Raw genomic sequence first — 23,395 nt, 5'->3', positions numbered from 1 at the left:
CCTTAGCCAAAAATGATCAGCGAATTTACCGTTTCCTGCTAATCGGTGCTTTTCGGATAGGGTCTGCGCTGTGACTGTTCATCTCACCGAGACCCGCCCGGCAGCAGCACCAGCACCCGCGCCGGCTCCGGCCCGGCGGCCCGTCAGACGGGTCGTGCTGGAGGTCGCGAAATTCGGGGTCGTCGGCGGCAGCGGTGTCCTCGTCAATTTCCTGATCTTCAACCTGCTGCTGCACGGCCTGGGTTGGCAGGCGATGACCGCGACCGTGCTGGCCAGCTGTATCGCGATGGCGACCAATTACCTGGGCTTCCGCTATTTCGCCTATCGTGACCGGGCCTCGCGCACACGCAGCCAGATCATCCTGTTCTTCGTGTTCAGCGGCCTCGGCGTCGTGATGGAAATCGCCCTGTTCTGGCTCGGTTACCACGGTCTCGGCCTGCACAGTGTGCTGGAATCCAACGTGGCGAAGGCACTGTCGATCGTGCTCGCCTCCGCCTTCCGTTTCCTCGTCTACCGCACATGGGTGTTCCAGCAGGATGCACACCGCACCGTCTGACATCGAACCGGTGAGCCGCACCCAGCCGCCGTCCGGCGCCGCGCGGGCCGGCCGGGCCCTGCCCCAGGTGGCCGCCGCACTCGTTCTGGTCCTCCTGCTCCTGGTGATCGTCCGCCTGCCGTGGGCGGGTGACCTCGGCATGCACGCGGCCACCATCCAGCGCCTGAGCCACAACCCGTTCCACCCCGGCAACCCACTGGTCGACGCGGACACACCGAGCCCCTACTACTCGCCGTGGATGCTGGTGCTGGGCCTGCTCGCCAAGGTGACCGGCCTGTCGGTGTTCGCGGTCCTGCGCATCGCCGCCCTCGTCTCACTGGCTCTGCTGGCCGGCGGCGTCCTGCGGTACGTCCGCACCCTCACCCCGCACCGCGCGGCCCCCGCGCTGGCCCTGCTCAGCCTGGTCTTCCTCTGGGGGCCGCTGCTGTTCAACTGGTCCGGCTTCCTGGGCCTGAACTCGCTGGCGCTGACGGTGTCGTACCCCAGCGTCTTCGCGCTCGGCCTCACCTTCCACTTCTGGGCCTGGCTCACCCGGGCGGTGCGCACGGAAGCCGCGTGGGGCAGGTGGCTGTGGCTGGGCGTGCTGTGGGCACTGATCCTGCTGTGCCACCAGTTCACCGGCGTGGTGGCCTCGCTGGGCGCCCTGGCGATGGTGATCGCGGCGCGACCGCCCCGCCCGGTACTGCTGCGGCTGGGCGCCGCGCTGGCCCTGGGGCTGCTCCTGCTGGGGCTGTGGCCGTACTACGACTTCTTCTCGCTCTTCTCCGCGGGCGCGGACCTGGAGGCCATCCACAAGCCGCTGTACGAGCACCTGGCCGCGCGGTTCGGGTTGGTGCTGCTCGGGGTGGCGGCGCTGGTGCTCCGCTTCCGCCGTGACCGCTGGGACCCCTTGGCCCTGTTCTTCGTCCTGGGTGCTCTGGTGTTCGCCGCGGGCGGGCTCACGGGCCACTACTCCTGGGGCCGGGCCCTGCCGGCGGCGCTGATCCCGGCGCAGCTGGCTGCCGCGCTCGAGGTCGTGTCGGCCGGGCGACGGGCCGTGCGGGTGGGGTGGGCGTGTGTGCTGGGCGCCGCGCTGGCTGTCGGGGCGTGGACGCAGGCCGGGACGCTCGGTTATGTGACCGGGAGGGCGGCGCTGCCTTCGGCGGTCTCGGCGAAGTACCGGACGCCGTGGGTGGGTTACCACTGGATCACGCCCTGGGTGAAGTACGGGGACGTGGTGATGGCTCGGACGTTTCCCGAACGGCAGATCCCGGCGTACGGGCCCTACACCGTGGCGCCCGGGTATCCGGACGTGTTCCTGCCGGACGCCGCGCGACGGGAGGCGGCGGTGACGCGGTACTTCGCCGCGGGGACCTCTGCCGCTGGGCGCGCGGGGATTCTGCGGGAGTACGGGGTGCGGTGGGTCGTGGGACCGGAGAGCTTGGCGGGGCCGGGGCTTCGGAAGGTGACCGCGGGTCCTGGGAACCAGGTCCTGTACCGCGTGGTGGGGTGAGCCGCGGTGGGCCGGGGGGGGTGACTCTCACCGGTCGGGCAAAGGCCCTGCCCAGGCCCGGTCGTCGAACTCCTAGAGCAGGCCCAGGTCGCCGAGTTCTTTGTGCAGATCGGCTCGGGGGTGGTCGGAGCGGGGCTGGAGGGTGTCGTCGGAGCCGTTGGGCCGGGGCCTGCGGTCTCGGAACAGCCAGGCGCCCAGGAGGCCTCCGACCAGCCCGCCGAGGTGGCCGAGCCAGCTCACCCCCGGTGTGCCGGGTACGGCGACGGTGAGGAGGTAGGCGAAGGAGGCGCCCATGACGACTCCGACCAGCGTGTCGATCAGATGCCGGTCGAAGAGGCCGCGGACGACGACGTAACCGAAGTACCCGAAGATCAGGCCGCTGGCGCCGACCGTCTGCACATCGCCCCGTTCGAAGAGCCAGACCACGGCGCCACTGGTCACCGCGATCAGCAGGGTGAGCCCGAGGAAGCGCACCACCCCTCGGTAGGCGGCGAGGAAACCGAAGACGAACAGGGGCCCCGAGTTGCTCTCGATGTGCGCCCAGCTCCAGTGGAGCAGAGGTGCGACGAGGATGTCGGGGAGTCCGCCGACGTCGCCGGACACCACTGCGTAGTCCCGGGAGAGAGCGTAGTGGTCGGCATAGTTGGCAAGCTGCAGGAGCCAGACGACCGCCAGCAGCCCGAACATCACGAAGAACGCCTTCCGCGCCTCCGCGATCATCTGCTCGGGACCGGCCGGCAGCACGCCGAGCCGGTCCTTGTCCGGTGTCCCCATGGCAGGCCCCTCCCGGTGGGGTCCCGCGTCCCCGTCCCCACCATGGCGCACTCTAAGGCACGGACCCTTACCGCAGCACGCTGGACAGCAGCTTCGCCGCCTCGCGGATCTTGGGTCGGGCCACTCGTCGGACGACCGGGCGGATGACCCGGGCGGTCACGCCCACGGGACGCCAGCGGAGCTGCAGGCGGCCGGGGTTGCGGCCCTCCGGTTCTATGGTGAGCTCGTGCGGGGTCGCGCCGGAGCGGTACTCGATGCGGGCCGTGAGGGTGGGGAAGGAGAGCGGGGCCAGCAGGAGGCCGGAGTGGGACAGGCCCTGCTGCTGGAGCCGGACCACGGGGTGGCGTACGCCCGCGAAGCCCTGCAGGGGAAGCGGGGCCTCGGTCAGGTCCAGGCGGACCGTGCCCTCGAAGACACCGGGGCTGACCGGGTCCAGGCGGAAGGGAACCGTCATCCGGCGCCTGCCGGGGGAGAGGATCAGGCCGGCCCGCTGGGGTCCGACCGGGAGGCGGAGTCCCGGGTCGTAGGTGCGGACGGCCAGGGTGAGGGAGGCACCGGGTCCCGGGGTCAGCTCCGTGATCTCGTGGCGGAACTGTGCGCTCGGGAACGGGCGGGTGTCCAATTCCAGGTCGGACACGTCCAGTTCGCGGCGGCCGCGGTCGGAGGAAGGCACGCGGTCGCCCCAGTACGGGACACCGGACGCGTCCGCCGTGACCTGCCGCGGCGCCACCCCGTGGCCGAGGCCGCGCGCCGCGAGCTGGGCGTCGGCCGGACGGCCCTGCCGCAGCAGCTCCAGCACCACTCGCTCCGCGCGCGGCAGCCGGGTGTAGGCGCCGTCGGCCAGCGTCTCCAGATACGGGTTCATGATGTCCGCGAAGGCGGTCAGCCACTCCTCGTCCCGGTAGGGCAGGTCGCCCGCGTACATCCGGAAGTCGTGCTTGAGGAACTTGTAGTCCTTGTCCTCCCGCAGCCCAGCGTGCCCGCTCTCCACCAGGAAGTCGTCGATCAGACGCTGGACATGGACCCGGTCGCGGACGTTGGTGACCTTGTGCCGCTGATTGGAGATGGACGCCGAGGCCGCCGCCGCGAACGGGTCGATGTACCAGACGTACACCGGGTCCGGGATGATCGTGAACGCCTTCGCCAGGCAGTACGCCTGCGCCGAGAACAGCTGGTCCTCGTAGTGGATGCCCTCCGGGAAGCGGAGTTCGTGACCGTCCAGGAAGGAGCGCGCGTACATCTTGCTCGTGGACAGGTGCTCGAAGAGCAGCCGCGGGTCCGCCTCGATGCCCTCCACCGTGCGGCGCTCGGAGACCAGGTGCGGCATCCACGTGGTGCGGCGGCCGTTGTCCACCCGCACCCGGCGCACCGCGCCCATGGTGAAGTCCACCTCCCGCTCGCGGTGTGCTGCGAGCAGCAACTCGACCGCGCGCGGCGGGAGTTCGTCGTCGCTGTCGAGGAACATCAGGTACGGCGCCCGGGCGATGTCGATGGCCCGGTTGCGCGGGGCGCTGCAGCCGCCGCTGTTCTCCGGCAGGCGGAGGTAGCGGACGCGGTCGTCCTCGGCCTCCAGCCGGCGCGCCACGGCCGGCGTGTCGTCGGTGGAGTGGTCGTCGCTGATGATGATCTCGATGTTGGCGTGCGTCTGCGCGCGCAACGAGGCGACCGCCCGGGGAAGGCGGGCGGCGTCGTTGTAGACGATGACCGTCACCGTCACGTCGGGGGTCGTCATGCCGAGGCCTCCTCGGGGGTCGGGGCGGGGGTGCGTTCCTCGAGCGGGATCACCGGTGGCAGTGACTCCTCCGGTTCGCCCAGGAACACCCGTCGTACGACCCGTTCGGCGGCGCGGCCGTCGTCGTACTCGCAGAACCGGCGCCGGAAGGCGGCCCGGGCCTTCGCCGCGCTCTCGTCGCGCCAGGCGCCGGAGGCGAAGATCTCCGTCAACTCCTCCTGGGTGCGGGCGACCTGGCCGGGGTGGTCGGTCATCAGGTCGAAGTAGACGCCGCGGGTGGTCCGGTAGGTCTCCCAGTCGTCGGCGTAGACGACGATCGGGCGGTCGAGGTTGGCGTAGTCGAACATGATCGACGAGTAGTCCGTGACCAGCGCGTCGGCGGCCAGGCACAGCTCCTCGACGGGGTCGTAGGAGGAGACGTCGATGATCCGGCCGGAGCGGCGCAGGCCGGTCAGCGGGGAGGCGGCGCCGCCGTAGAAGTAGTGGGCGCGGACCAGCAGCACGGTGTCCTCGCCGAGGCGGTCGGCCAGGGCCGCGAGGTCCAGGCGCGGCGTGAAGCCGGCCTCGTAGTCGCGGTGGGTCGGGGCGTAGAGGACGGCCGTCTTGCCGGGCGCGATGCCGAGGCGCTCGCGCGCGGCGCGGACGTCGGCGGCCGTGGCCGAGTAGAAGACGTCGTTGCGCGGGTAGCCGTGGTCCAGCGAGGTGTAGCGGGCCGGGTAGGCGCGCTCCCACATGCGGGTGGAGTGGCTGTTGGCGCTGACGCTGTAGTCCCACTTGTCGATGCGGGCCAGCAGGGCGTCGAAGTCCAGGCCCTTGGCTGCGGCCGGGTGCTCCATCTGGTCCAGGCCCATCCGCTTGAGCGGCGTGCCGTGGTGGGTCTGCAGGTGGATCGCGTCGGGGCGCTTGACCACCGCGTTGGGGAAGTTGACGTTGTTGACGAGGTACTTGGCGGTGGCCAGGGTCTCCCAGTAGCGGCGGGTGCCGGGGATCACATGGTCGGTGCCGGGCGGCAGCAGGGCCTCGTTGCTCTTCGACACCACCCACACCGGGTGGATGTGGGGGGCGAGTTCGCGGAGTTTCGCGGCGATCGCGGCCGGGTTGCAGGCCACTCCGCGCTCCCAGTAGGCGGCGAACACGGCCAGGTTCGGGTCGACCGGGTGGGTCAGGGCACGCCGGTACTGCTGGTCGCGGAGCTTGGCGCCGACCTGCTTCTTACGGGTCCGCACGGCCTTCTTGGCGGCGCGGCGGGTGCGGTTGGCGGCCTGGAACGCGCGGTACTTGGTGTACGCGCCCTCCTCCAGCAGGGCGTGCCGTACGCCCTCCACGCCCGCCGGGCGCTCGTGGTGCTCGGGGCGCCAGCGCACCGCGGCGAGGGAGGCCCGGTGGAAGAACTCGCGGGCCACCGCGTCGGGCAGGTTCTCCCCGGCGAAGGTGCGCACGAGGTCGCGCATCATCAGGTCGTACAGCACCGCGCGGGCGGCGCGGCGGTCCTTGGCGAGCGCGAGCAGCGACTCGTAGCGGTCGATCAGCGCGAACCGGTCCTCGGGGGCGAGCGGCGGCAGGCTCTCCGGGCGCAGTTCACGGTTCTCGTACGCCACCTGGTTCAGGCAGGCGACACGGCCGGCGTGCAGCAGGGCGGCGTGGGCGGCGTGGGGTTCGTCGTCGGTGGTGAGCCGCTCCTCGTGCGCCCGCCAGAAGTCGGCGCGCAGGGCGCGGTTGCCGAGCAGCGGGGTGAGTCGCAGCAGGTCGGCGGCCTCGTCCAGGGGCAGGCTCTCGCGGCCTACGGCGGCGAGGAGGCGACCGTCTCGGGAGGGGCCGGCGGCGGTCTGCCAGGTGGTGGTGACGTGGTCGAAGACGAGGACGTCCGCCGCGGTGCCGTCGGTGGCGTCCAGTTCGGTGGTCCGTTCCGCGATCAGCCGGGGAGCGCCGGCCGGCAGGCTGTCCTTGGCGTGGACGAAGTGCAGCCAGCGGCCGGTCGCGCGGGCGGCGCCGGCGGCCCGGGCCGCCGCGTCACCGGTGCTCTCGGGCAGCGGTACGACGACCGTCTCCGGGGCGTGGCCCTCGGCGGTCTCCCGCGCCCAGTCGCCGACCGCGGCGACGATCACCTCGGCATCGGCGAGGGGGCGGGCTTCCAGGGAGTCCAGCAACTCTGTCAGATGCCCCTGTGCGTTCGGTCCGTAGACGATGACGCTGAGTTGGGGCATCGCAGTGGACTCCTTCGGCTCGTGGGTGGGATCCCTCTTCATAACATACTGTCACTAAGTGGATGAAAGGGATAACCGCGTTCGGAGTAAGAGAGGGCTCACAGAGGAAGAGGGAGTTCCGCGGCCTGCGGTTTCCCTCCCGGTAACTTTTATGTCGCCTTCTTACTCTGGACGCGGGTCAGGCCGCCTTCTTGGGGGCCGGCTTCTTGGCCGTCTTGTCGTTCTTGTCGCCGGTGAAGGCCTCGTACTCCCTCAGGACGTCCTCGGTCGGCCCGTCCATGCGCAGCTCGCCGCGCTCCAGCCACAGGACCCGCTCGCAGGTGTCGCGGATCGACTTGTTGTTGTGGCTGACCAGGAAGACCGTGCCCGCCTTCTCGCGCAGTTCGCGGATCCGTTCCTCCGAGCGCATCTGGAACTTGCGGTCGCCGGTGGCCAGGGCCTCGTCGATCAGCAGGACGTCGTGGTCCTTGGCGGCGGCGATGGAGAAGCGGAGCCGGGCGGCCATGCCGGAGGAGTAGGTGCGCATCGGCAGGGTGATGAAGTCGCCCTTCTCGTTGATCCCGGAGAAGTCGACGATGTCCTGGTAGCGCTCCCTGACCTGCTCGCGGGACATGCCCATGGCCAGGCCGCCGAGGTAGACGTTGCGCTCACCCGTGAGGTCGTTCATCAGGGCCGCGTTGACGCCCAGCAGGGAGGGCTGGCCGTTGGTGTAGATGTTGCCGTTCTCCACGGGAAGCAGTCCGGCGACCGCCTTCAGCAGGGTCGACTTGCCGGAGCCGTTCGTCCCGATGAGGCCGATAGCCTCGCCCTTGTAGGCGACGAACGAGACCTTCTTCACCGCGTGCACCCGGCGCACACCCGCCGCCTTCTCGGACTGCTTGCGGCGCAGGATGCGGTTGAGGGCGACGGTGGCGGAGCCGCGGCCGGCGCCGGTGCCGTTCACCCGGTAGACGATGTCCACGTCGTCGCAGACGACGGTGGGGACCTCGCTGCTGCGGGTGGTGCCGGCGGGGGTGTTGTCGATGGGGGTCTGCTCAGCCACGGCCGTAGGTCTCCTCAGCCTTCCAGAAGTAGATGAAGCCGCCGATGCCGACGATCAGGGCCCAGCCCGTTGCCGCCGCCCAGACGTGCGGGGGGAGCTGCTTGCCGTGGAAACTGTGGATCAGGGCGTACCGCATGAGGTCGATGTAGACCGCGGCCGGGTTGGTCTCCAGCAGCACCGTGACGATGTGCGGCAGGTGGTCCTTCTTGGTGAGCTTGCTGATGCTCCACATCACGCCGGACACGTACATCCAGGTGCGCAGCACGAACGGCATCAGCTGGGCGATGTCCGGGGTCTTGGCACCCCACCGGGCCATGATCATCGACACGCCCGCGTTGAAGATGGACTGCAGGATCAGCGCGGGGATCGCGAGCAGCCAGCGCGGGGTGACGGGGATGCCGAAGGACAGGATGATCACGACCAGCGCGGTCATCGAGAACAGCAGCTGCTGCAGCTGCTGGAGGCAGAAGGAGATCGGCAGGGCGGCGCGCGGGAAGTGCAGGGCGCGCACCAGGCCGAGGTTGCCCGAGATCGCGCGGGTGCCCGCCATGATCGAACTCTGCGTGAACGTCCAGATGAACACGCCCGTGACCAGGAAGGGGATGTAGTCCGGCACGCCCTTGCTGGTGCCCAGCAGCACACCGAAGATGAAGTAGTAGACCGCGGCGTTCAGCAGCGGGGTCATGACCTGCCAGATCTGACCGAGCTTCGCCTCGCTGTACTGCGCGGTGAGCTTGGCGGTGGCGAAGGCGCTGATGAAGTGGCGCCGGGCCCACAGCTGGCGGACGTACTCCGGCAGGGAGGGCCGGGCGCCGCTGACCGACAGGCCGTACCGCGCGGCCAGTGCCGCGAGGTCGTCGTCGGCCGGGGCCTGGGTGGGGGGCGGTGTGTCGAGGACCTGGCTCACATCCGCTGCTTTCGCTCGGGGGGAGGGGGTGGCGCGGCCCGGCCGGCAGCCGGGGCGCGTCGGTGGCCCGTCGTCCGACATCGCGTTCGTTTCCTTACGCTTCTCTTCACGTTCTCTTACGTCGGAACGGGACCGTATCGTCGCAACGCGAGCGTAGAACCAATCGACGTCGGAACGCAACCGTTTCGTCGTAACGGCCTATGCTGTGGGTCATGACCACGAACGCCGACGACCCGCCGACGCGTCCGCGCCGGACCCCCGCCGGGGCCGCCGTACTCCGGGAGGACGTGACCGAGGCCATCCGGGCGGCCGTCTTCGAGGAACTCGCGGCGGTGGGCTATGCCCGGATGTCCATCGAGGGCATCGCGCGGCGGGCGGGCGTCGGCAAGACGGCGGTGTACCGGCGCTGGCGTTCCAAACTGCACCTGGTGCTGGACGTGGTCTCGGCGATGGCGGTCCTGGGCCTCCCGGTCCCCGACACGGGCTCCCTGGAGGGGGACCTGCGCCTGCTGTACGAGGTCACGTCCCGCGCCCTGCGCCATCCGGTGGCCTCGCAGATCATCCCCGACCTCCAGGCGGAGGCGGCCCGCAATCCCGACATCGCCGACGCCTTCCAGAAGGCCCTGCGGGACGGGCAGGAGGGAGTGGCCAGCAAGATCGTGGCGGCGGCGGAGGAACGGGGAGAGGTGCGGGCCGGGCTGGATCCCGACCTCACGCTCGACCTGATCTCCGGCCCGCTGTACTGGCGCGCGGTGGTGATCCGTTCCCCGAAACCGCCGAAGGGCTACCTGGAGCAGCTGGCCCGGGCCACGGCGGGGGCGCTCAAGGCGTTGTGAGGGCGCCCGGTTCCCCGGTCGGCCGTCGGAGGGTTCGACCAGCTGTGCGGTCACTTCCACCAAGCCCTGCGCGCGCGGGACCCGGCCGTCGAACCCCGGCAGCGGCATGTGCGGGGGCCCGGTCCGGTGTGCCGGTATCGGGCCGACTCCGTACACCGCAGTACACCGCTCCCGCCGGCACGCCGTGACCGCCGCGACCGTGTCCGTGTCGCCGCCGAGGTCGACGGCCGCGCGGACCGCTTCCCCCGTCCGACGTGGTCGGTATGCCGGTCCGGGGAGAGGACCGCCTGGTAGCGCTGCCGGTGGCCGGGGTGGAGGGCGTTCAGGGGCGCGGGTACGGCGGAGAGCGGGTCGTCTCCGGTCAGGGCCACGCGGATCAGCTCGTGCAGCGCGGCCGTGCCCTCCCACGCCGCGCGGTCGCCGTGGGTGAGCGCGGAGAGGCGGCGGGCCGCGTTCATGGTGGGCTCGCGGCACCTGCCGCGGAGTACTCCGCGGCAGGTGCCGCCCGCATCGGCGCGCCGCTGCCCGCCGGCCGTCCGCTGACCGGAAGTGCCGAGCGGCGGCCGTGTCCCAGGAACCGCCGCTGGTCAGGACCGCCTCCGTCGGGAGGCCGATGTCCTTCGGGTCGGCTGCCGCCCACCGCTGAAAGCGCCCGAGGACGTCCGGCAGGTCAAGGCCGCCGTGGTCCAGCGGGGAGTCGGCGGTCAGGACCGCCATCCGGGTGTCGTCCGTCGCCGCGCCCGGCTCCGAGCCCCCGCCGCCGCACATCTGGCCGCCCTGTCCGGGGTGGGGGAAACGGGCGGAGAGGGCGCCCTCGGGGCCGAACTCGAAGGGCGCTCCGAGGGCGTCGTCGACGGCGGAGCCGAGCACGGCGCCGACCGCGCGTCCGAGAAACTCCGGGAGCCGCCCGGACTACGACCGCGCCGCCTCCGGGTGGTGGTGCACCCAGCCCTCCCAGGCCGAGGTGATCATGTCCTGGACGTCGTACTTGGCCTGCCAGCCCAGTTCGGTGGCGATGCGGGTGGCCGAGGCGACGACGCGCGCGGGATCGCCGGGGCGGCGCGGGGTGACGGTCGGCGGGCGGTCGTACCCGGTGACCGCGTTGATGCGGTCGATCATCTCGCGGACGGAGGAGCCCTCGCCGCGGCCGATGTTGAGGGTCAGGTCGGTGCCGGGGGAGGAGGCCAGGGCGCGGGCGACGGTGACATGCGCCTCGGCCAGATCGACCACGTGGATGTAGTCGCGGACGCAGGTGCCGTCGGGCGTCGGGTAGTCGTCGCCGAAGATGCGCGGCGGCGCGCCCTCGGTGAGCTTCTCGAAGACCATGGGGATCAGGTTGAACACGCCGGTGTCGGCGAGTTCGGGACCGGCCGCGCCCGCCACGTTGAAGTAGCGGAGGGAGGCCGTGGAGAGGCCGGTCGCCCTGCCGGTCGCGCGGACCAGCCACTCGCCGGCCAGCTTCGTCTCGCCGTAGGGGGACATGGGCAGGCACGGGGTCTCCTCCGTCACCACGTCGACGTCCGGCATGCCGTAGACCGCCGCCGAGGAGGAGAAGACGAAGGACGGGACCTCCGCCTTCGTCACCGCGTCCAGGAGGGTGCGCAGGCCCTCCACGTTCTCCCGGTAGTAGTGCAGCGGGCGCTCCACCGACTCGCCCACCTGCTTCTTCGCCGCCAGGTGCACGACGCCGCTGATCTCGTGCTCGGCGAGCGTGCGGGCCACAAGCTCGGCGTCCAGGACGGAGCCCCGCACCAGGGGGACCTCCGCGGGTACGCGCTCGGCGACGCCGGTGGACAGGTCGTCGTAGACGACGGTGCGCTCGCCCGCCTCGGTCATCGCCCGTACGACATGTGCCCCGATGTATCCGGCACCGCCGGTGATCAGCCAGGTCATTGCGGCCGTCTCCTCGTCAGTTGGCCCGTTCAGCCGCTCGGCGGAGCAGCGGGCGTCTCTCCAGTCAAGCAGGGGGCGCGCCGGATCGGCGGGCGCCCCCGGGTGAACCCGGTGAATCAGCGGGCGTCTCAGTGAAGCAGGCGGCGGAGCCGGCCGCGCGCCACCTGCACCATCCCGTGCACACCGGTCGCCAGGCGTACGGCCAGCGCGCCGGAGTGCGTGGCGTACGGCTGTACCAGGAGCACGCCGTGCCGGGCGCTCGGAACGGCACGCCGGCGCAGTCGGCCGGCGCCCGCCACGGCGTGCGCCGTGACGTCCCGCTGCGCGCCGTCCGCGAACCGCACGGTCAGCCGCAGATCCCAGGTACCCGCGCCGAGCGCGGCCAGGTCGACGGGCAGCTCGGCCGACCAGCTCTCAGGGCCGGAGGGCGTGAGCGGGACCGTCGTGCGCCCCCGCGTCCGGTCGTCGTCCCGGGACTGCCACTCCACGTCCACCTCGCGCGGGCCCGCCTCGGCCACCCTTCCGTACAGCTCGTGCAGCCGCAGGTGCAGCCGCGAGGCACGCGCGCGTGGCCGCAGTTCCGCGTCGAACGTGAGCGGGAGGAGACCGGCGGGGCGGGTCAGAAAGGGCGTGAGGGTGACCTGGGGGAGGTCGGCGGCCCAGACGGGGACGCCGTCGGGGGTGCGGGCGTAGGGCGGCAGCAGGCGTGCCGGGCGGGCGGCCAGCTCACGCAGCCGGGGCAGGTCGCGGGGCTCGGGCGACTCCAGGACCACCCGTGCCAGCAGCCGGCCCGGAGCGCTCGGGTTCAGCTCCCAGTCGGCGGCGTCGTAGCGCGCGAGGTACTCCCGGGTGTGTGTCCACCACGCGCGCTGGTAGTGCGCGTCGCGCAACCCCAGCTCACGTGTGTACATCCGCACCTCGTGGTCGAGGAACTTGGCCCGAGCCGCCCGCGCCAGCTCCTTCTGCCCGGCACCCAGAAGGAGGTCGTACGCCAGCGCGCACGCCTCGGTGCGCGCCTTCCAGTTGTCGATGTGCTCCCGGTCCAGCGAGAGCGACAACTGCTCGGCGCCGCGACGCACGTGCCACACGTACACCCGGTCCGGTACGAGCGCGATGCGCGGGCCGGCGGCCAGCACGCGCGCGGTGAAGACGATGTCCTCGTAGAGGAAGCGGCCCTCGGGGAAGCGGATGCCGTGCTCGCGCAGGAAGTCGGTGCGGTACAGCTTGTTGACGCACAGCGTGTCGTGGACCAGGCGCGGGTGCTGGGAGGGGCGCGCGAGGACGGTGTGCGCCGTGTAGAGGGGCGCCTGCCAGGGCTGCTCGCGCCCCGAGGGCAGTTCCCGGCGTACGCACAGTCCGCCCGCGACCTCGGCGTGCGCCCCCGTGGCCGCCGCCAGCAGCGCGTCCACCGCACCCGGCGGCAGCACGTCGTCGCTGTCGAGGAACATCACGTACGGGGTCGTCACCGCGTCGATCCCGGCATTGCGCGGGCTGCCGCAGCCGCCGCTGTTCGTGTCCCTGCGCACCACCCGCAGCCGAGGTTCGCCGGCGGCCAGCCGGTCGAGCAGCTCGGCGCTGCCGTCGGTGGAGCAGTCGTCCACGGCGACGACCTCGGCGACCGCCGGGCCCTGGGCGAGCGCCGAACGCACGGCGTCGCCCACATGGGCGCGGTCGTTGTAGCCGATGACGACGACACCGACCTGTGCCGCGTGCGGCGCATCGGCAGTGGCGGCTGTGTCGGGAGTGTCTGGCGTGTCTGATCGCATCGGGTCCACGGGCCGGGAGCGTAGGTTTGTTCGGTAATACGGCGTTAAGAGAGACTTAACGTTCGGTCCGGAAGACGGTCGGAATCGGGGCGGGGTTCCGTTGTTTGCACGGTCTTTTCATCCGGCCGTGTCGATCGCCACAGCCGGACGAAGGACAGCACGGCCGCGCCCGCCAGGAGTCCGTTGCGGGCCAGCATCAGCAGACAGCCGGTCCAGGTGCCGTCGACCACCTCCCGGTAGTGCATCGGGAACACCACCGTGCTCAGCGTCGTCGCCGCCAGGATCAGCGTCGCGACGGGCCGCTGGCTGGTGTGCCGTGAGGTCAGGCACACCGCGGCGAGACCGACCAGCCAGATCATGTACTGCGGGCTGATCACCCGGCTCGTGACCGTGAACAGCAGCACCGCACACAGCGCCGCGTCGAACGGTGTGGCCTCGCTCCAGTGCCGCGCCCGCACCCGCCACAGCACGAGCAGCGCGAAGGCGACGGCCGTCAGTCCCAGCGAGGCGGTGGCGACGGCGTCCACATGGGGTCCGGCCAGCTCGACGGCGCCGTACTGGTAGCGCGCCCGGCCCGACCAGCCGGCGTGCCGCGCCAGGTTGAGCGCCGTACCGCCGAGCGACTCGATCTGCACGCCCCGCCCGCCCTGCTCCCGCAGAAACGACAGCGGATGCTCGAACCTCACGGCGAGGACACCGAACGAGGCGGCTCCGGCGGCCGCTGCCCACCCCCACGCCCCGCGCGTGGCCCGCCCCCGCGGCGTGCCCAGCAGCACCAGCGCCGGCCACACCTTCACCAGCGCGCCCAGCGCCCCGAACACGCCGCTCGCGCGGGGCGAGCGGCCCAGCGTCAGCAGGGAGAGCACGGCCAGGGCGGTGACCTGGACGTCGTACCGGGCCAGCGGGAGGTGCAGCAGCAGCGGCAGACCGCCCGTCCACAGGCCCGCGCCGCGCAGGCTGCGCCCGGGAAGCCCGCCCGCGCGGACCAGCGCCACCGTGACCAGCGCGTCCACGGCCAGCGTGAGCACCACGAAGGCCTGGAAGTACGTCAGCCCCGGCAGCAGGCCGGGCGCCAGCAGCACCGCGCCCGCGCCCGGCGGGTACTGCCAGAGCGTGTCGTGCGTCGGGAAGGAACCGTGCGCGAGGACGCCGTACCACTGGAAGTACAGCCGCCACACCTCGCGGGCCACCGACCCGCCGCCCAGCACGGGGACGCTGTCGTGGGCGAGCAGCCACAGCATCAGGGCACGGGTGCTCAGCCAGAGGACGGTGACGCCGAGGACCGGGCCGCAGTTGACACGGAGACGGTTCATCGCATGGGAGCCTAAGCGTCGCGAATGGTATGTCTCTGCCGATACGCCGTCATGACCGTAAAAAGATTGGCTAATCGCAAAAGGTCGGGCGGTGGTGAACGTGGGGCTTCCTGTGAGGCCGCGGTCGCGTCGGGCGGCCGGCGCGACAGTCGTCGTACCGGCCGGCGGGGCGCCGCACGTGCCGACGGGCCGGCGGGCCCGGATCCGCCGCCGGGTCGCCGTGGGGGTGCCCGTCCTGGTGATGCTCGCGGTCGGGCTCTGGGGGCTCGACCGTGGCGGGATGTGGCGCGACGAGGCCGTCAGTTTCCAGGTCGGGCGGCGTACGGTGCCGCAGATCTGGCTGCTGCTGCACGGCGTGGACGCCGTGCACGGCCTGTACTACCTGCTCGCGCACGCCGTCCTCGCCGTCCACCCCGGCGAGGTCGCGCTGCGGCTGCCGTCGGCGTGCGCGGCGGCGGCGACGGCCGGGCTGGTGGCGGCGCTCGGCACGCGGCTGGCCGGGCCCCGCGTCGGGTTGTGGGCGGGGCTGCTGTACGCCGTCGCGCCGATGGCCGGGCACTATGCGCAGGAGGGCCGCAGTTACGCCCTGGTGGCGGCCGGGGCCACGGCGGCGACCCTGCTGTTCGTACGGGCCGTGCAGAGCGGTTCCCCCGGTTCCTGGGCGGCGTACGGGGCCGTCCTCGGCCTCACCTGCTGGCTGCACGAGTTCGCGGTGCTGCTGCTGTGCGCCCACGCGGTGTCGCTCGTGCTGGCCCGGGCGGGCGCGCGGGCCTGGCGGGGGTGGGGCTGTGCGGCGGCGGGGGTCGTGTTGTCGCTGGTGCCGATGGTGCTGGTGTCACGGGGGCAGGCGGCGCAGGTGGCGTGGCTGCGAAGACCCACGGCGTGGACGGCGGAAGAGCTGCTGCGGGGGTTCCTCGGTCCTTCGTACGGGGTGTACGCCGTCTGTCTGGTGCTTGCTTCGGTGGGGGTGGCGCGGCTCTTCGGGCGGCGGGGGGACATCACTCTCGCGGGGGTGGCGTTGCCGTTGACGGTGGTGCCGCCGGTGGTGCTGATGGCGGCGTCCCAGATCTCGCCGCTGTTCGTGGAACGGTATGTGCTCTACGCGTTGAGCGGGGCGCCGTTACTGGTGGCGGCGGGGGCCGAGCGGGTGGCGGGGGCGGTGGGGCGTCCGCGGCGGCCCGGCGGTCCCACTCCGCGCAGTGACGACCCACGCGGGGACCGTCGGCCCGGCATCCGGACCGCGCTGCGGCCCCGTCTCGTCGCGCTCGCCGGTGTTCTCGCCGTCGCCCTCGCCTTCCTGCACCAGTTCCCCCTGCTGCGCGCGGACCGCGACCCCGGCACCCGGCCCGACGATCTCGGGGCTGCGTCACGGGTCGTCAGGCGGGAGGTGGCGCCCGGGGATGCCGTGCTGTTCCTGCCGGCGAGCGTGCGGAACGTGGCCCTCGCCTATCCGGGGGCGTTCCGGGGGACGCGGGACGTGGCGCTCGCGGAGGGGGCCGCCGCCTCGGGGACCCTGTACGGGCGGGAGGCCGGGGCCGGTGAGGTGCGGCGGAGGATCGCGCGGCTGGAGCGGGTGTGGGTCGTGGCCGACCAGGATCTGTTCGCCGGGCGCTGGAGCCCCCGCAGTGCCGCCGAGCGGGCCAAACTCGCCGTGCTGCGGCGGGAGTTCACCGGGCGGGAGGAGGTGCGGCGCGGCGGGATGGTCGTGCGGCTGTACGTGCGCAGGATGGCAGCGGCGGCTGGCCGGCCTCGGACGCCGCCGTCAGGGCAGCCGCGTCCAGCGCGGTCGTGAGCCGGTCGAGGCGTTCGCCCAGCTCGGCGATCTCCGCCACGTCGAAGCCGGTCGCGCGGGCGATGCGGCGCGGCACCTCCAGGGCCCGCTCGCGCAGCGCCGTGCCCTCCTCGGTGAGCCGCACCCACACTGAGCGCTCGTCCTGCGTGCTGCGCTCCCGGCGCACCAGGCCGACCGCCTCCAGCCGCTTGACCAGCGGGGACAGCGTGCCGGAGTCCAGCCGCAGCTGTTCGCCGAGCTTCTTGACGGGCACATCGCCCTGTTCCCACAGCACCAGCATCACCAGGTACTGGGGGTAGGTGAGCCCGAGGTCCTTGAGGACCACGCGGTAGACGCCGTTGAAGGCGCGGGACGCGGCGTGCAGGGAGAAGCAGATCTGGCGGTCCAGGCGGAGCCAGTCGGCGTCGGGGACGGGGGCGGGCGTGGCGGTCATGGGTCCAGGGTAGCTCTTGCGGCCCATTTAGTTGTGCGCAATTTAATTGTGTGCTCTACTCGTACTCGCAACGGACAACGCATCGAGAACATCCAGAAGGACGGGTCACCATGGACGCGCTCTACACCGCCGTCGCCACCGCCACCCACGGCCGTGACGGCCGTGCCATCTCCTCCGACGGCAAGATCGACCTCAAGCTGGCCCCGCCCGTGGAGCTGGGCGGCAACGGCGAGGGCACCAACCCCGAGCAGCTCTTCGCCGCCGGTTACGCCGCCTGCTTCGGCAGCGCCCTCGGCCTCGTCGGCCGGCAGGCGAAGGTCGACGTCACCGACGCGGCGGTGACCGCCGAGGTCGGCATCGGCAAGCAGGGCGAGGGCTTCGGCCTGAAGGTGACGCTGCGCGTCGAGCTGCCCGACACCGTGGACCAGGAGACCGGCCGCAAGCTCGTCGAGACCGCCCACCAGGTCTGCCCCTACTCCAACGCCACCCGCGGCAACATCGAGGTCGACCTCGTCGTCGAGTAGCCGACACGTCCCGAGGGTGCCGGTGGCCGTCCTGGCCCGGCACCCTCGTGCGTGTGCGCCCTACGCCGACGTCAGCGTGTCCCGGCCGACCGCCTGGCCGGGGATCCGGACCGCGCCCGGGCCGGTCATCGGCTCGCCCAGCAGCAGCGTCCGGACCACCCGCTCGGCGGCCCGGCCGTCGTCGAACTCGCAGAACCGGGCCCGGAAACCCGCGCGCAGCCGCGCCGACTCCTCGTCCCGCCAGGACCCCGAGGCGAAGAGCCGGGTCAGCTCCCGGTAGGAGCGCGTGACATGGCCCGGCGGCTCGGCCGTGATGTCGAGATAGGCGCCCCGGCTCGCGGTGAACGCCGGCCGGTCGTCGGCGTGCACGACGATCGGCCGGTCCAGGTCGGCGTAGTCGAACATGACCGACGAGTAGTCGGTGACCAGCGCGTCCGCCGCGAGCAACACGTCCGCCAGGCGCGGCTCGTCGGTCGCGTCGACCACGATGCCGCGCCGGGCGAGCTCGGCCAGACCCATGCCACGTGCGGGACCCTGCGCCAGCGACGGGTGCAGCCGGACCACGAGGGTGTGTCCCTCGCCCAGGTCGGCCGCGAACCGGGCGAGGTCGATCCGGTCCACGTGCCCGCTGCGGCGGTAGTCGCGGCGGGTCGGCGCGTACAGCACGACCGTGTGGTCCGTCGGGATGCCGTGCCGCTCGCGGAAGTCGCTCGGACCGCCGTTCACCAGCACGTCGTTGCGCGGGCTGCCGGTGCGCAGTGAGGTGAAGTGGCAGGGGAAGGCCCGCTCCCACACCAGCTCCGAGTGGCGGTTGGCCACCAGGCTGTAGTCCCAGCGGTCCGCCCGGCGCAGCATCTGCGGCACGTCGAAGCCGAGCCGCGCACCCGGCTTGTCCAGCAGGTCGACGCCCACGTACTTCAGCGGGGTGCCCTGGTGGGTCTGGATGTGCACGCTGCCGGGCCGTTTGACCAGCGCGCCCGGCCAGTTGACGTCGTTGACGAAGAACGTCGCACGGGCGGTGACCTCCAGGTAGCGGCGGGAGCCGACGATCACGTGCTCCACGTCCGGGGGCAGTCGGGCCGCGGTCTCCGCGTCCCTCACCACCCACACCCCGCGCAGCCGCGGGGCGATCTCCCGGGCCTTGGCGTGGATGGCGGCCGGGTCGCCGAACATGCCGCGGTGCGAGGACGCCGAGTAGACGACCAGTTCCGGGTCCAGCGGGCGGTGCGCGTGCAGGGCCGCCCAGCCGGAGCGAACCCGCGCGGCGGCCGCCTCGCGGACGACCCCCGCCTGCCGTGCCGCCTCCCGTCCGGCCCGCGTCGCCTGCCGCCTGATCCGGTAGGCCGTCCAGGAACCCTCCAGCAGGCCGGCCTCGCCGTCGGCCGGGGTGCCCTCGGGCCGGTGCGCGCGGAACATCGTCGCCGTACGCCGGAAGAACTCGGCCCTGTCGGTGGGCGGCAGCCGGTCCGGCTTGGCCAGGATGTCCAGGCAGTGCTCGCCCATCTTGCGGTGCAGATAGGGCCGCCAGTGCGCCAGCTCCGGCCGCTGCTCGACGAACGCGAAGACCCGCTCGTACTGGTCGTGGATGTCGAAGTGCTTACGGCTGGTGGTGGACAGGATGTTGCCCTGCCGGCGCTGCCGGTAGTTGACGCAGATCCGGTCCAGCGCGGCGATCCGGCGGGCGCTGAGCAGGGCCGGGAAGGTCCAGGGGGTGTCCTCGTAGTAGCCCGGCGGGAACTCGAAGCCCTCCGACGCCACGAACTCCCGCCGGTAGACCTTGTTCCACACCACCATCAGCAGGTCCAGGACGCGCGGGAACGCGTCGACGGTGAACGTGCCCGCGCCGGCCTCGGCGAGCACCTCGGCCAGGGCGTTGCGCCGGGTGCCGCCCCACCAGTAGGTGCGCGCGTAGTCGAAGACCAGCACGTCCGGGTCCTCGGCCTCGGCCAGCCGGTCTGCGATCGCCCGCAGCGCGCCCGGGGTGAGCGTGTCGTCGCTGTCCAGGAAGAACAGGTAGTCCCCGGTGGCGTGCGGCATCCCGGCGTTGCGGGCCCTGCCGAGGCCCACGTTCTCCGGCAGGTGCAGCACCCGCACCCGGGGGTCGCGCGCGGCGTACTCGTCGAGGATCGCGCCGCAGCCGTCCGGCGAGCGGTCGTCCACGGCGATCAGCTCGAGGTCGCTGAAGGACTGCAGCAGCACCGAGTCGAGGCACTCGCGCAGAAAGCCCTGCACCTTGAAGCAGGGCACGATCAGACTGAAGCGGGGCACGGCGGGTCAGCTCCTCACGAGGGTCGCGGCGGCGGGGGCGGGGACGCGCTCCGCGAGCGGGATCACCGGCGGCACCGCCTCCGGCGGCTCGCCGAGCAGCACCCGCCGTACGACGCGCTCGGCGGCCTGCCCGTCGTCGAACTCGCAGAACCGCTCCCGGAACGCGGCCCGCAGGGCCGTGGCCTCCCCGCCGGCGTAGGAGCCGTCACGGAAGACGGCGGCCAGCTCCTCGGGGGTGCGGGCGACCGCGCCGGGCGGCTCGGCCAGCAGGTCGAAGTAGACCCCCCGGGTCTCCCGGTAGACGTCCCAGTCGTCGGCGTACACGACGATCGGCCGGTCCAGGTTGGCGTAGTCGAACATGATCGACGAGTAGTCGGTGACCAGCGCGTCCGCGGCCAGGCACACGTCCTCGGAGGAACGGTGCGCGGTGACGTCGATGATCCGGCCGGAACTCCTCGCGGATCCTTGGTCGTAGAAGTAGTGGGCGCGCAGCAGTACGACGACGTCCTCGCCGGCCGCCTCGCAGAACGCCTCCAGGTCCAGGCCGGGCTCGAAGCCGGTGTGGTGGTCGCGGTGCGTCGGCGCGTACAGCACGGCCGTCCTGCCCTCCGGGACGCCCAGCTCCCGCCGGATCCGCGCCACGTCCTCGGCGGTCGCCGTGTAGTAGACGTCGTTGCGCGGATAGCCGTACTCCAGCGCCTCCCAGGAGCCGGGGAAGGCGCGCTCCCACATCTGGGTGGAGTGGCGGTTGGAGGAGAGGTTGAAGTCCCAGCGGTCGACCCGGCCGAGCAGCCGGGTGAAGCTGCCGGACTGGGCGGCCACCACCGGATACGTCGACTGGTCCACGCCCATCGTCTTCAGCGGGGTGCCGTGCTGGGTCTGCAGATGCACGCTGCCGGGCCGCTTCACGATTCCCTCGGCGAAGTTGGCGTTGTTGACGAGGTAGGTGGCGCGGGCCAGCACCTCCCAGTAGCGGCGGGAGCCGATCACCGCGAAGTCCACGCCCTTCGGCATGGCGTGCGCCTGGTCGGCCTCGACCAGGAACACCGAGCGGATGTGCGGGGCGAGTTCGCGGGCCTTGGCGTGGATCGCGGCCGGGTTGCAGGCGTAGCCCCGGCCCCAGTAGGCGCAGTACACCGCCAGGTCGGGGTCGAGCGGGCGGCGAAGGTCGCGCAGGTAGCGCAGCCGGGTGCGCACCATGCGCGGGCGCGGCAGCCGCTCGGCCGCCCCGGAAGCCATCCGGTTCGCGCCGCGCAGTGCCTGGAAGGCGCCGTACGCCCCGGCCGCCAGCAGCCGGTGCTGCACCCCCAGGCTGCCGCCGGGCGCCTGGAAGCCGGCCGGCCGGTGGCGGCGGTAGAGGCGGGCCGCGCGGCGGAAGAACGCCCGGTGCCCGGACGGCAGCCGCTCCGGCCGGGACGCGGTCCTCAGCACGTAGGTGAACAGCTGCTCGAAGAGCGCCCGCATGCGGTCCGCGGGAAGATCCTGCTCGGCGCCCCGGGTCAGCACCAGGTCCACCTGGTCGAGCACGGCGTGCTGGTGCGGCCCCGGCAGATTGAGCCGGCTGCCCTGCCGGCGCAGCCGGTGCCGTACGACGACCCGGCGCAGCACCGCGATCCGGCGGGCCGCGACGGTGGTCAGTCCGCCCCAGCCGAGGTCGGTGAAGTGGCTGTCGGGGAAGGCGAGTTCGTGCTCTCCGAGGAAGGCGCGCCGGTAGACCGCGCTCCACGCCGGCAGCTGGACGCCGGTCAGCTCCGGCAGGTCGGCCGGGGCGAAGGCGCCCTTCGGGGCCCGCGCGAACAGCGGCGCGGCGGGGTTGGTCGGCTCGCCCTCCCACCAGGGGGCGCGCTCGTGCTCGGCGTAGAGCACGTCCACACCGGCGGTCTCGGTCAGCCGGGCGTCCAGCGCCGCCAGCGCACCCGGCAGCAGCAGGTCGTCGCCGTCGAGGAACAGCACGTACGTGCCGGTCGCCGCCCGCATCCCCGCGTTGCGCGCCCCGCTCAGACCGGCGGACGGCGGCGAGTTGACCGGCGTCACCCGGCAGTCCCGCGCCGCGTGACCGGCGGCCACCGCGGCGGCCGGGGAGTCGGGGGCGTCGCAGACCGGGATCAGCTGGAGATCGGCGAAGGACTGGCCGAGAACCGAGTCCAGCGCCTGGGACAGCCGGGCGGCCACCCCATGGGACGGGACGATGATGCTGAAGCGGGGCATTCTGCTCTTTCTGTCGTCTTGCGGACGCGGCCGGGCCGCCCCGCCGGACGCCAGGTGGACGGCCGGCTCGGGGTGGGCCGCGTCGAGCCGAGGGGCATGGGAACTCCCGGAGGGATCAACGGGTTCAGTGCCTCTCGGTGACGGGGAGGCAACCGGAAGGTTGCGGCACGGTGGCCAGCGGGGAGCGGTCGCAGGCCGAGGGCACCGGGTGGCGCTCGGCGAGCGGCACGCACGCCGGCAGCCCCTCCTCCTCGCCCCGCACCACATGCCGTACGACCCGCTCGGCGGCGCGTCCGTCGTCGTAGGGGCAGAACCGCTCCCGGAACGCCGCCCGCAGCTGGGCCGAGCGGGAGCCGCGCCAGTGGCCGCTCACGAAGATGTCGATCAGCTCGTCCTCGCTGCGCGCCACCGCGCCCGGCGGGAAGACGCGCAGGTCGAAGTACGTCCCGCGGGAGGCTCGGTACGCCTCCCAGTCGCCGGTGTGCACGACGATCGGGCGGTCCAGGTTGGCGTAGTCGAACATGACGGACGCGTAGTCGGTGAGGAGGACGTCCGAGGCGAGGCACAGGGACTGCACGCTCGGGTGGTCGCGGACGTCGATGATCCGCGCGCCCTCCGGGCGGTGGTCGCCGTGGGTGCGGGCCAGGATCACGAAGCGCGGGCCGAGGCGGCGCACGATCCGCTCCAGGTCCAGCAGCGGGCGCTGGGTGCGCAGATGGTCGCGGTGGGCCGGCGCGTACAGGATCGCGACCGCGCCCTCGGGGATCCCCAGCGCCTCGCGCAGCCTCGTCACGTCCGCCGAGGTCGCCCGCTGGAAGACGTCGTTGCGCGGCGACCCGTACTCCAGCGTGCGGTACCGGCCCGGGAGGACCCGCTCGCAGGTCAGCGTCGAGTGCCGGTTGCCGGACACGACGAAGTCCCACTGGTCGACGCCGCGCAGCAGCTGGGCGAAGTCGGTGCCGCGGGCCGCCGCCGGGCGCTCCTGGAGGTCCAGACCCATGTGCCCCAGGGGTGTGCCCTGCCCGGTCCGGACGAGGATCTGCTGGTGCCGCTTGCGCAGGCCCCGGTCCAGGGAGTCGTCGGTGACCAGGTACTTGGAGCGGGCGAGCGCCGTCCAGTAGGCGGCCGTGCCGGGGCGCAGGCGGCGCGGGCCGGGCGGGACGGTGTGCTGGTGCTCGGGGCGGGCGATCCACGCGGTGCGGATGTGCGGGGCGTGGGTACGGAACGCCTCCTCCAGGGCGCCGGGGTCGCCGCCGTGGCCCCGGCCCGCACCCGAGGCGAACACCGCCCGGTCGGCGCGGACGGGGAGGCGCAGCTGGATCCGGTAGTGCAGCCGCAGCGCGCCGGAGCGCACGGCGCGGGCCAGCTTCACGGCCGCCTTCAGCGTGCGCCGGCGCACGGCCGAGACCAGCCGGAGCGCGCGGAACGTGCGGTGCAGACCGAAGCGGACCAGGATGTTACGGCGCCGCATCGGGGCTCCGGGGACGCGGTAGCGGCGGTAGTGGGCCCGGGCCCGGCGCAGGAACTCGCCGTGGGGGGGGGGGGGGGGGCCGCCCCCCCGGGGGGGGGGGGGGGGGCGGGCGGGGGGGGGGGGGGCGGGGCCGCCCCCCCCCCCCCCCCCCCGCGGGGGGGCGGGGGCGAGCAAAACCACACCC

At 72.6% G+C, this 23,395-nt stretch carries 15 protein-coding genes and 3 pseudogenes; 5 read left to right on the top strand and 13 right to left on the bottom strand.

Annotated features, from left to right (window positions below; all coding sequences use genetic code 11):
- Nucleotides 1-70 precede the first annotated feature (70 nt).
- On the top strand, nt 71-556 hold the full coding sequence (locus tag AB0L59_RS40325) for a GtrA family protein (RefSeq protein WP_365592645.1): 486 nt from the start codon (nt 71-73) through the stop codon (nt 554-556).
- A gap of 10 nt (nt 557-566) precedes the next feature.
- Nucleotides 567-2,048 (top strand): hypothetical protein, encoded by a 1,482-nt coding sequence (locus AB0L59_RS40320; protein WP_365592643.1) that lies wholly within the window; start codon nt 567-569, stop codon nt 2,046-2,048.
- Nucleotides 2,049-2,120: 72 nt separating this feature from the next.
- Here the strand turns inward: AB0L59_RS40320 and AB0L59_RS40315 are convergent, their stop codons facing one another.
- The 5 genes from AB0L59_RS40315 to AB0L59_RS40295 all read right to left on the bottom strand — a co-directional run bounded on the left by AB0L59_RS40315 (nt 2,121) and on the right by AB0L59_RS40295 (nt 8,707).
- Nucleotides 2,121-2,822: a rhomboid family intramembrane serine protease gene (locus tag AB0L59_RS40315; RefSeq protein ID WP_365592641.1), complete on the bottom strand. Its 702-nt coding sequence runs from the start codon at nt 2,820-2,822 to the stop codon at nt 2,121-2,123.
- A gap of 67 nt (nt 2,823-2,889) precedes the next feature.
- Entirely contained in the window at nt 2,890-4,554 is a 1,665-nt protein-coding gene (locus AB0L59_RS40310; RefSeq protein ID WP_365592638.1) for a glycosyltransferase family 2 protein, read from the bottom strand.
- Entirely contained in the window at nt 4,551-6,758 is a 2,208-nt protein-coding gene (locus tag AB0L59_RS40305) for a CDP-glycerol glycerophosphotransferase family protein (protein ID WP_365592635.1), read from the bottom strand. Before AB0L59_RS40305 ends, AB0L59_RS40310 begins: the two co-directional genes overlap by 4 nt.
- A 178-nt stretch (nt 6,759-6,936) precedes the next feature.
- Nucleotides 6,937-7,800, bottom strand: a complete 864-nt coding sequence (locus AB0L59_RS40300; protein ID WP_365592632.1) for an ABC transporter ATP-binding protein — start codon at nt 7,798-7,800, stop codon at nt 6,937-6,939.
- Entirely contained in the window at nt 7,793-8,707 is a 915-nt protein-coding gene (locus tag AB0L59_RS40295; RefSeq protein ID WP_365592629.1) for an ABC transporter permease, read from the bottom strand. Before AB0L59_RS40295 ends, AB0L59_RS40300 begins: the two co-directional genes overlap by 8 nt.
- A 212-nt stretch (nt 8,708-8,919) precedes the next feature.
- On the opposite strand from AB0L59_RS40295, the gene AB0L59_RS40290 reads away from it, so the two are divergent.
- Complete coding sequence (locus AB0L59_RS40290; RefSeq protein ID WP_365592627.1) at nt 8,920-9,543, top strand: TetR/AcrR family transcriptional regulator; 624 nt, start codon at nt 8,920-8,922, stop codon at nt 9,541-9,543.
- Between the two features lie 69 nt (nt 9,544-9,612).
- Here AB0L59_RS40290 and AB0L59_RS40285 read toward each other — a convergent pair.
- The 4 genes and pseudogenes from AB0L59_RS40285 to AB0L59_RS40270 all read right to left on the bottom strand — a co-directional run.
- Nucleotides 9,613-10,413 (bottom strand): annotated as a pseudogene (locus tag AB0L59_RS40285) (ADP-ribosylglycohydrolase family protein); the annotation flags it as partial.
- Nucleotides 10,414-10,455: 42 nt separating this feature from the next.
- Nucleotides 10,456-11,436, bottom strand: coding sequence for a UDP-glucose 4-epimerase GalE (gene galE, locus AB0L59_RS40280; protein ID WP_365592625.1), 981 nt, complete (start codon nt 11,434-11,436; stop codon nt 10,456-10,458).
- 128 nt (nt 11,437-11,564) lie between these two features.
- Nucleotides 11,565-13,202 (bottom strand): glycosyltransferase family A protein, encoded by a 1,638-nt coding sequence (locus AB0L59_RS40275; RefSeq protein WP_365592623.1) that lies wholly within the window; start codon nt 13,200-13,202, stop codon nt 11,565-11,567.
- Nucleotides 13,203-13,246: 44 nt separating this feature from the next.
- On the bottom strand, nt 13,247-14,515 hold the full coding sequence (locus tag AB0L59_RS40270; RefSeq protein WP_365592620.1) for a glycosyltransferase 87 family protein: 1,269 nt from the start codon (nt 14,513-14,515) through the stop codon (nt 13,247-13,249).
- A gap of 241 nt (nt 14,516-14,756) precedes the next feature.
- Between AB0L59_RS40270 and AB0L59_RS40265 the strand changes: the two are divergent.
- A pseudogene (locus tag AB0L59_RS40265) lies at nt 14,757-16,247 on the top strand (glycosyltransferase family 39 protein); the annotation flags it as partial.
- Here the strand turns inward: AB0L59_RS40265 and AB0L59_RS40260 are convergent.
- Nucleotides 16,183-16,740: a MarR family transcriptional regulator gene (locus AB0L59_RS40260; RefSeq protein ID WP_365592617.1), complete on the bottom strand. Its 558-nt coding sequence runs from the start codon at nt 16,738-16,740 to the stop codon at nt 16,183-16,185. The pseudogene AB0L59_RS40265 and the gene AB0L59_RS40260 overlap by 65 nt on opposite strands.
- A 110-nt stretch (nt 16,741-16,850) precedes the next feature.
- Here AB0L59_RS40260 and AB0L59_RS40255 point away from each other — a divergent pair, with 110 nt between their 5' ends.
- On the top strand, nt 16,851-17,264 hold the full coding sequence (locus AB0L59_RS40255; RefSeq protein ID WP_365592614.1) for an organic hydroperoxide resistance protein: 414 nt from the start codon (nt 16,851-16,853) through the stop codon (nt 17,262-17,264).
- 60 nt (nt 17,265-17,324) lie between these two features.
- On the opposite strand, the gene AB0L59_RS40250 is transcribed toward AB0L59_RS40255, so the two are convergent.
- From AB0L59_RS40250 to AB0L59_RS40240, 3 genes and pseudogenes are all read right to left on the bottom strand, one after another.
- Nucleotides 17,325-19,532: a CDP-glycerol glycerophosphotransferase family protein gene (locus AB0L59_RS40250; protein WP_365592611.1), complete on the bottom strand. Its 2,208-nt coding sequence runs from the start codon at nt 19,530-19,532 to the stop codon at nt 17,325-17,327.
- A gap of 6 nt (nt 19,533-19,538) precedes the next feature.
- Nucleotides 19,539-21,740 (bottom strand): CDP-glycerol glycerophosphotransferase family protein, encoded by a 2,202-nt coding sequence (locus tag AB0L59_RS40245; RefSeq protein ID WP_365592608.1) that lies wholly within the window; start codon nt 21,738-21,740, stop codon nt 19,539-19,541.
- A gap of 124 nt (nt 21,741-21,864) precedes the next feature.
- A pseudogene (locus tag AB0L59_RS40240) lies at nt 21,865-23,268 on the bottom strand (CDP-glycerol glycerophosphotransferase family protein); the annotation flags it as partial.
- Between the last annotated feature and the right edge of the window lie 127 nt (nt 23,269-23,395).

The organism is Streptomyces sp. NPDC052109 (assembly GCF_040680195.1).
Classification (GTDB): domain Bacteria; phylum Actinomycetota; class Actinomycetes; order Streptomycetales; family Streptomycetaceae; genus Streptomyces.
This window is presented reverse-complemented; position numbering and strand designations above follow the sequence as displayed.

Excerpts from the sequence above, each read along its gene's own strand:
- AB0L59_RS40305 (WP_365592635.1), bottom strand. The coding sequence starts at position 6,758 with ATGCCCCAACTCAGCGTCATCGTCTACGGACCGAACGCACAGGGGCAT.
- AB0L59_RS40315 (WP_365592641.1), bottom strand. The coding sequence starts at position 2,822 with ATGGGGACACCGGACAAGGACCGGCTCGGCGTGCTGCCGGCCGGTCCC.
- AB0L59_RS40275 (WP_365592623.1), bottom strand. The coding sequence starts at position 13,202 with ATGCGATCAGACACGCCAGACACTCCCGACACAGCCGCCACTGCCGAT.
- AB0L59_RS40290 (WP_365592627.1), top strand. The coding sequence starts at position 8,920 with ATGACCACGAACGCCGACGACCCGCCGACGCGTCCGCGCCGGACCCCC.
- AB0L59_RS40245 (WP_365592608.1), bottom strand. The coding sequence starts at position 21,740 with ATGCCCCGCTTCAGCATCATCGTCCCGTCCCATGGGGTGGCCGCCCGG.
- AB0L59_RS40255 (WP_365592614.1), top strand. The coding sequence starts at position 16,851 with ATGGACGCGCTCTACACCGCCGTCGCCACCGCCACCCACGGCCGTGAC.
- AB0L59_RS40260 (WP_365592617.1), bottom strand. The coding sequence starts at position 16,740 with ATGACCGCCACGCCCGCCCCCGTCCCCGACGCCGACTGGCTCCGCCTG.
- galE (WP_365592625.1), bottom strand. The coding sequence starts at position 11,436 with ATGACCTGGCTGATCACCGGCGGTGCCGGATACATCGGGGCACATGTC.
- AB0L59_RS40270 (WP_365592620.1), bottom strand. The coding sequence starts at position 14,515 with ATGAACCGTCTCCGTGTCAACTGCGGCCCGGTCCTCGGCGTCACCGTC.
- AB0L59_RS40310 (WP_365592638.1), bottom strand. The coding sequence starts at position 4,554 with ATGACGACCCCCGACGTGACGGTGACGGTCATCGTCTACAACGACGCC.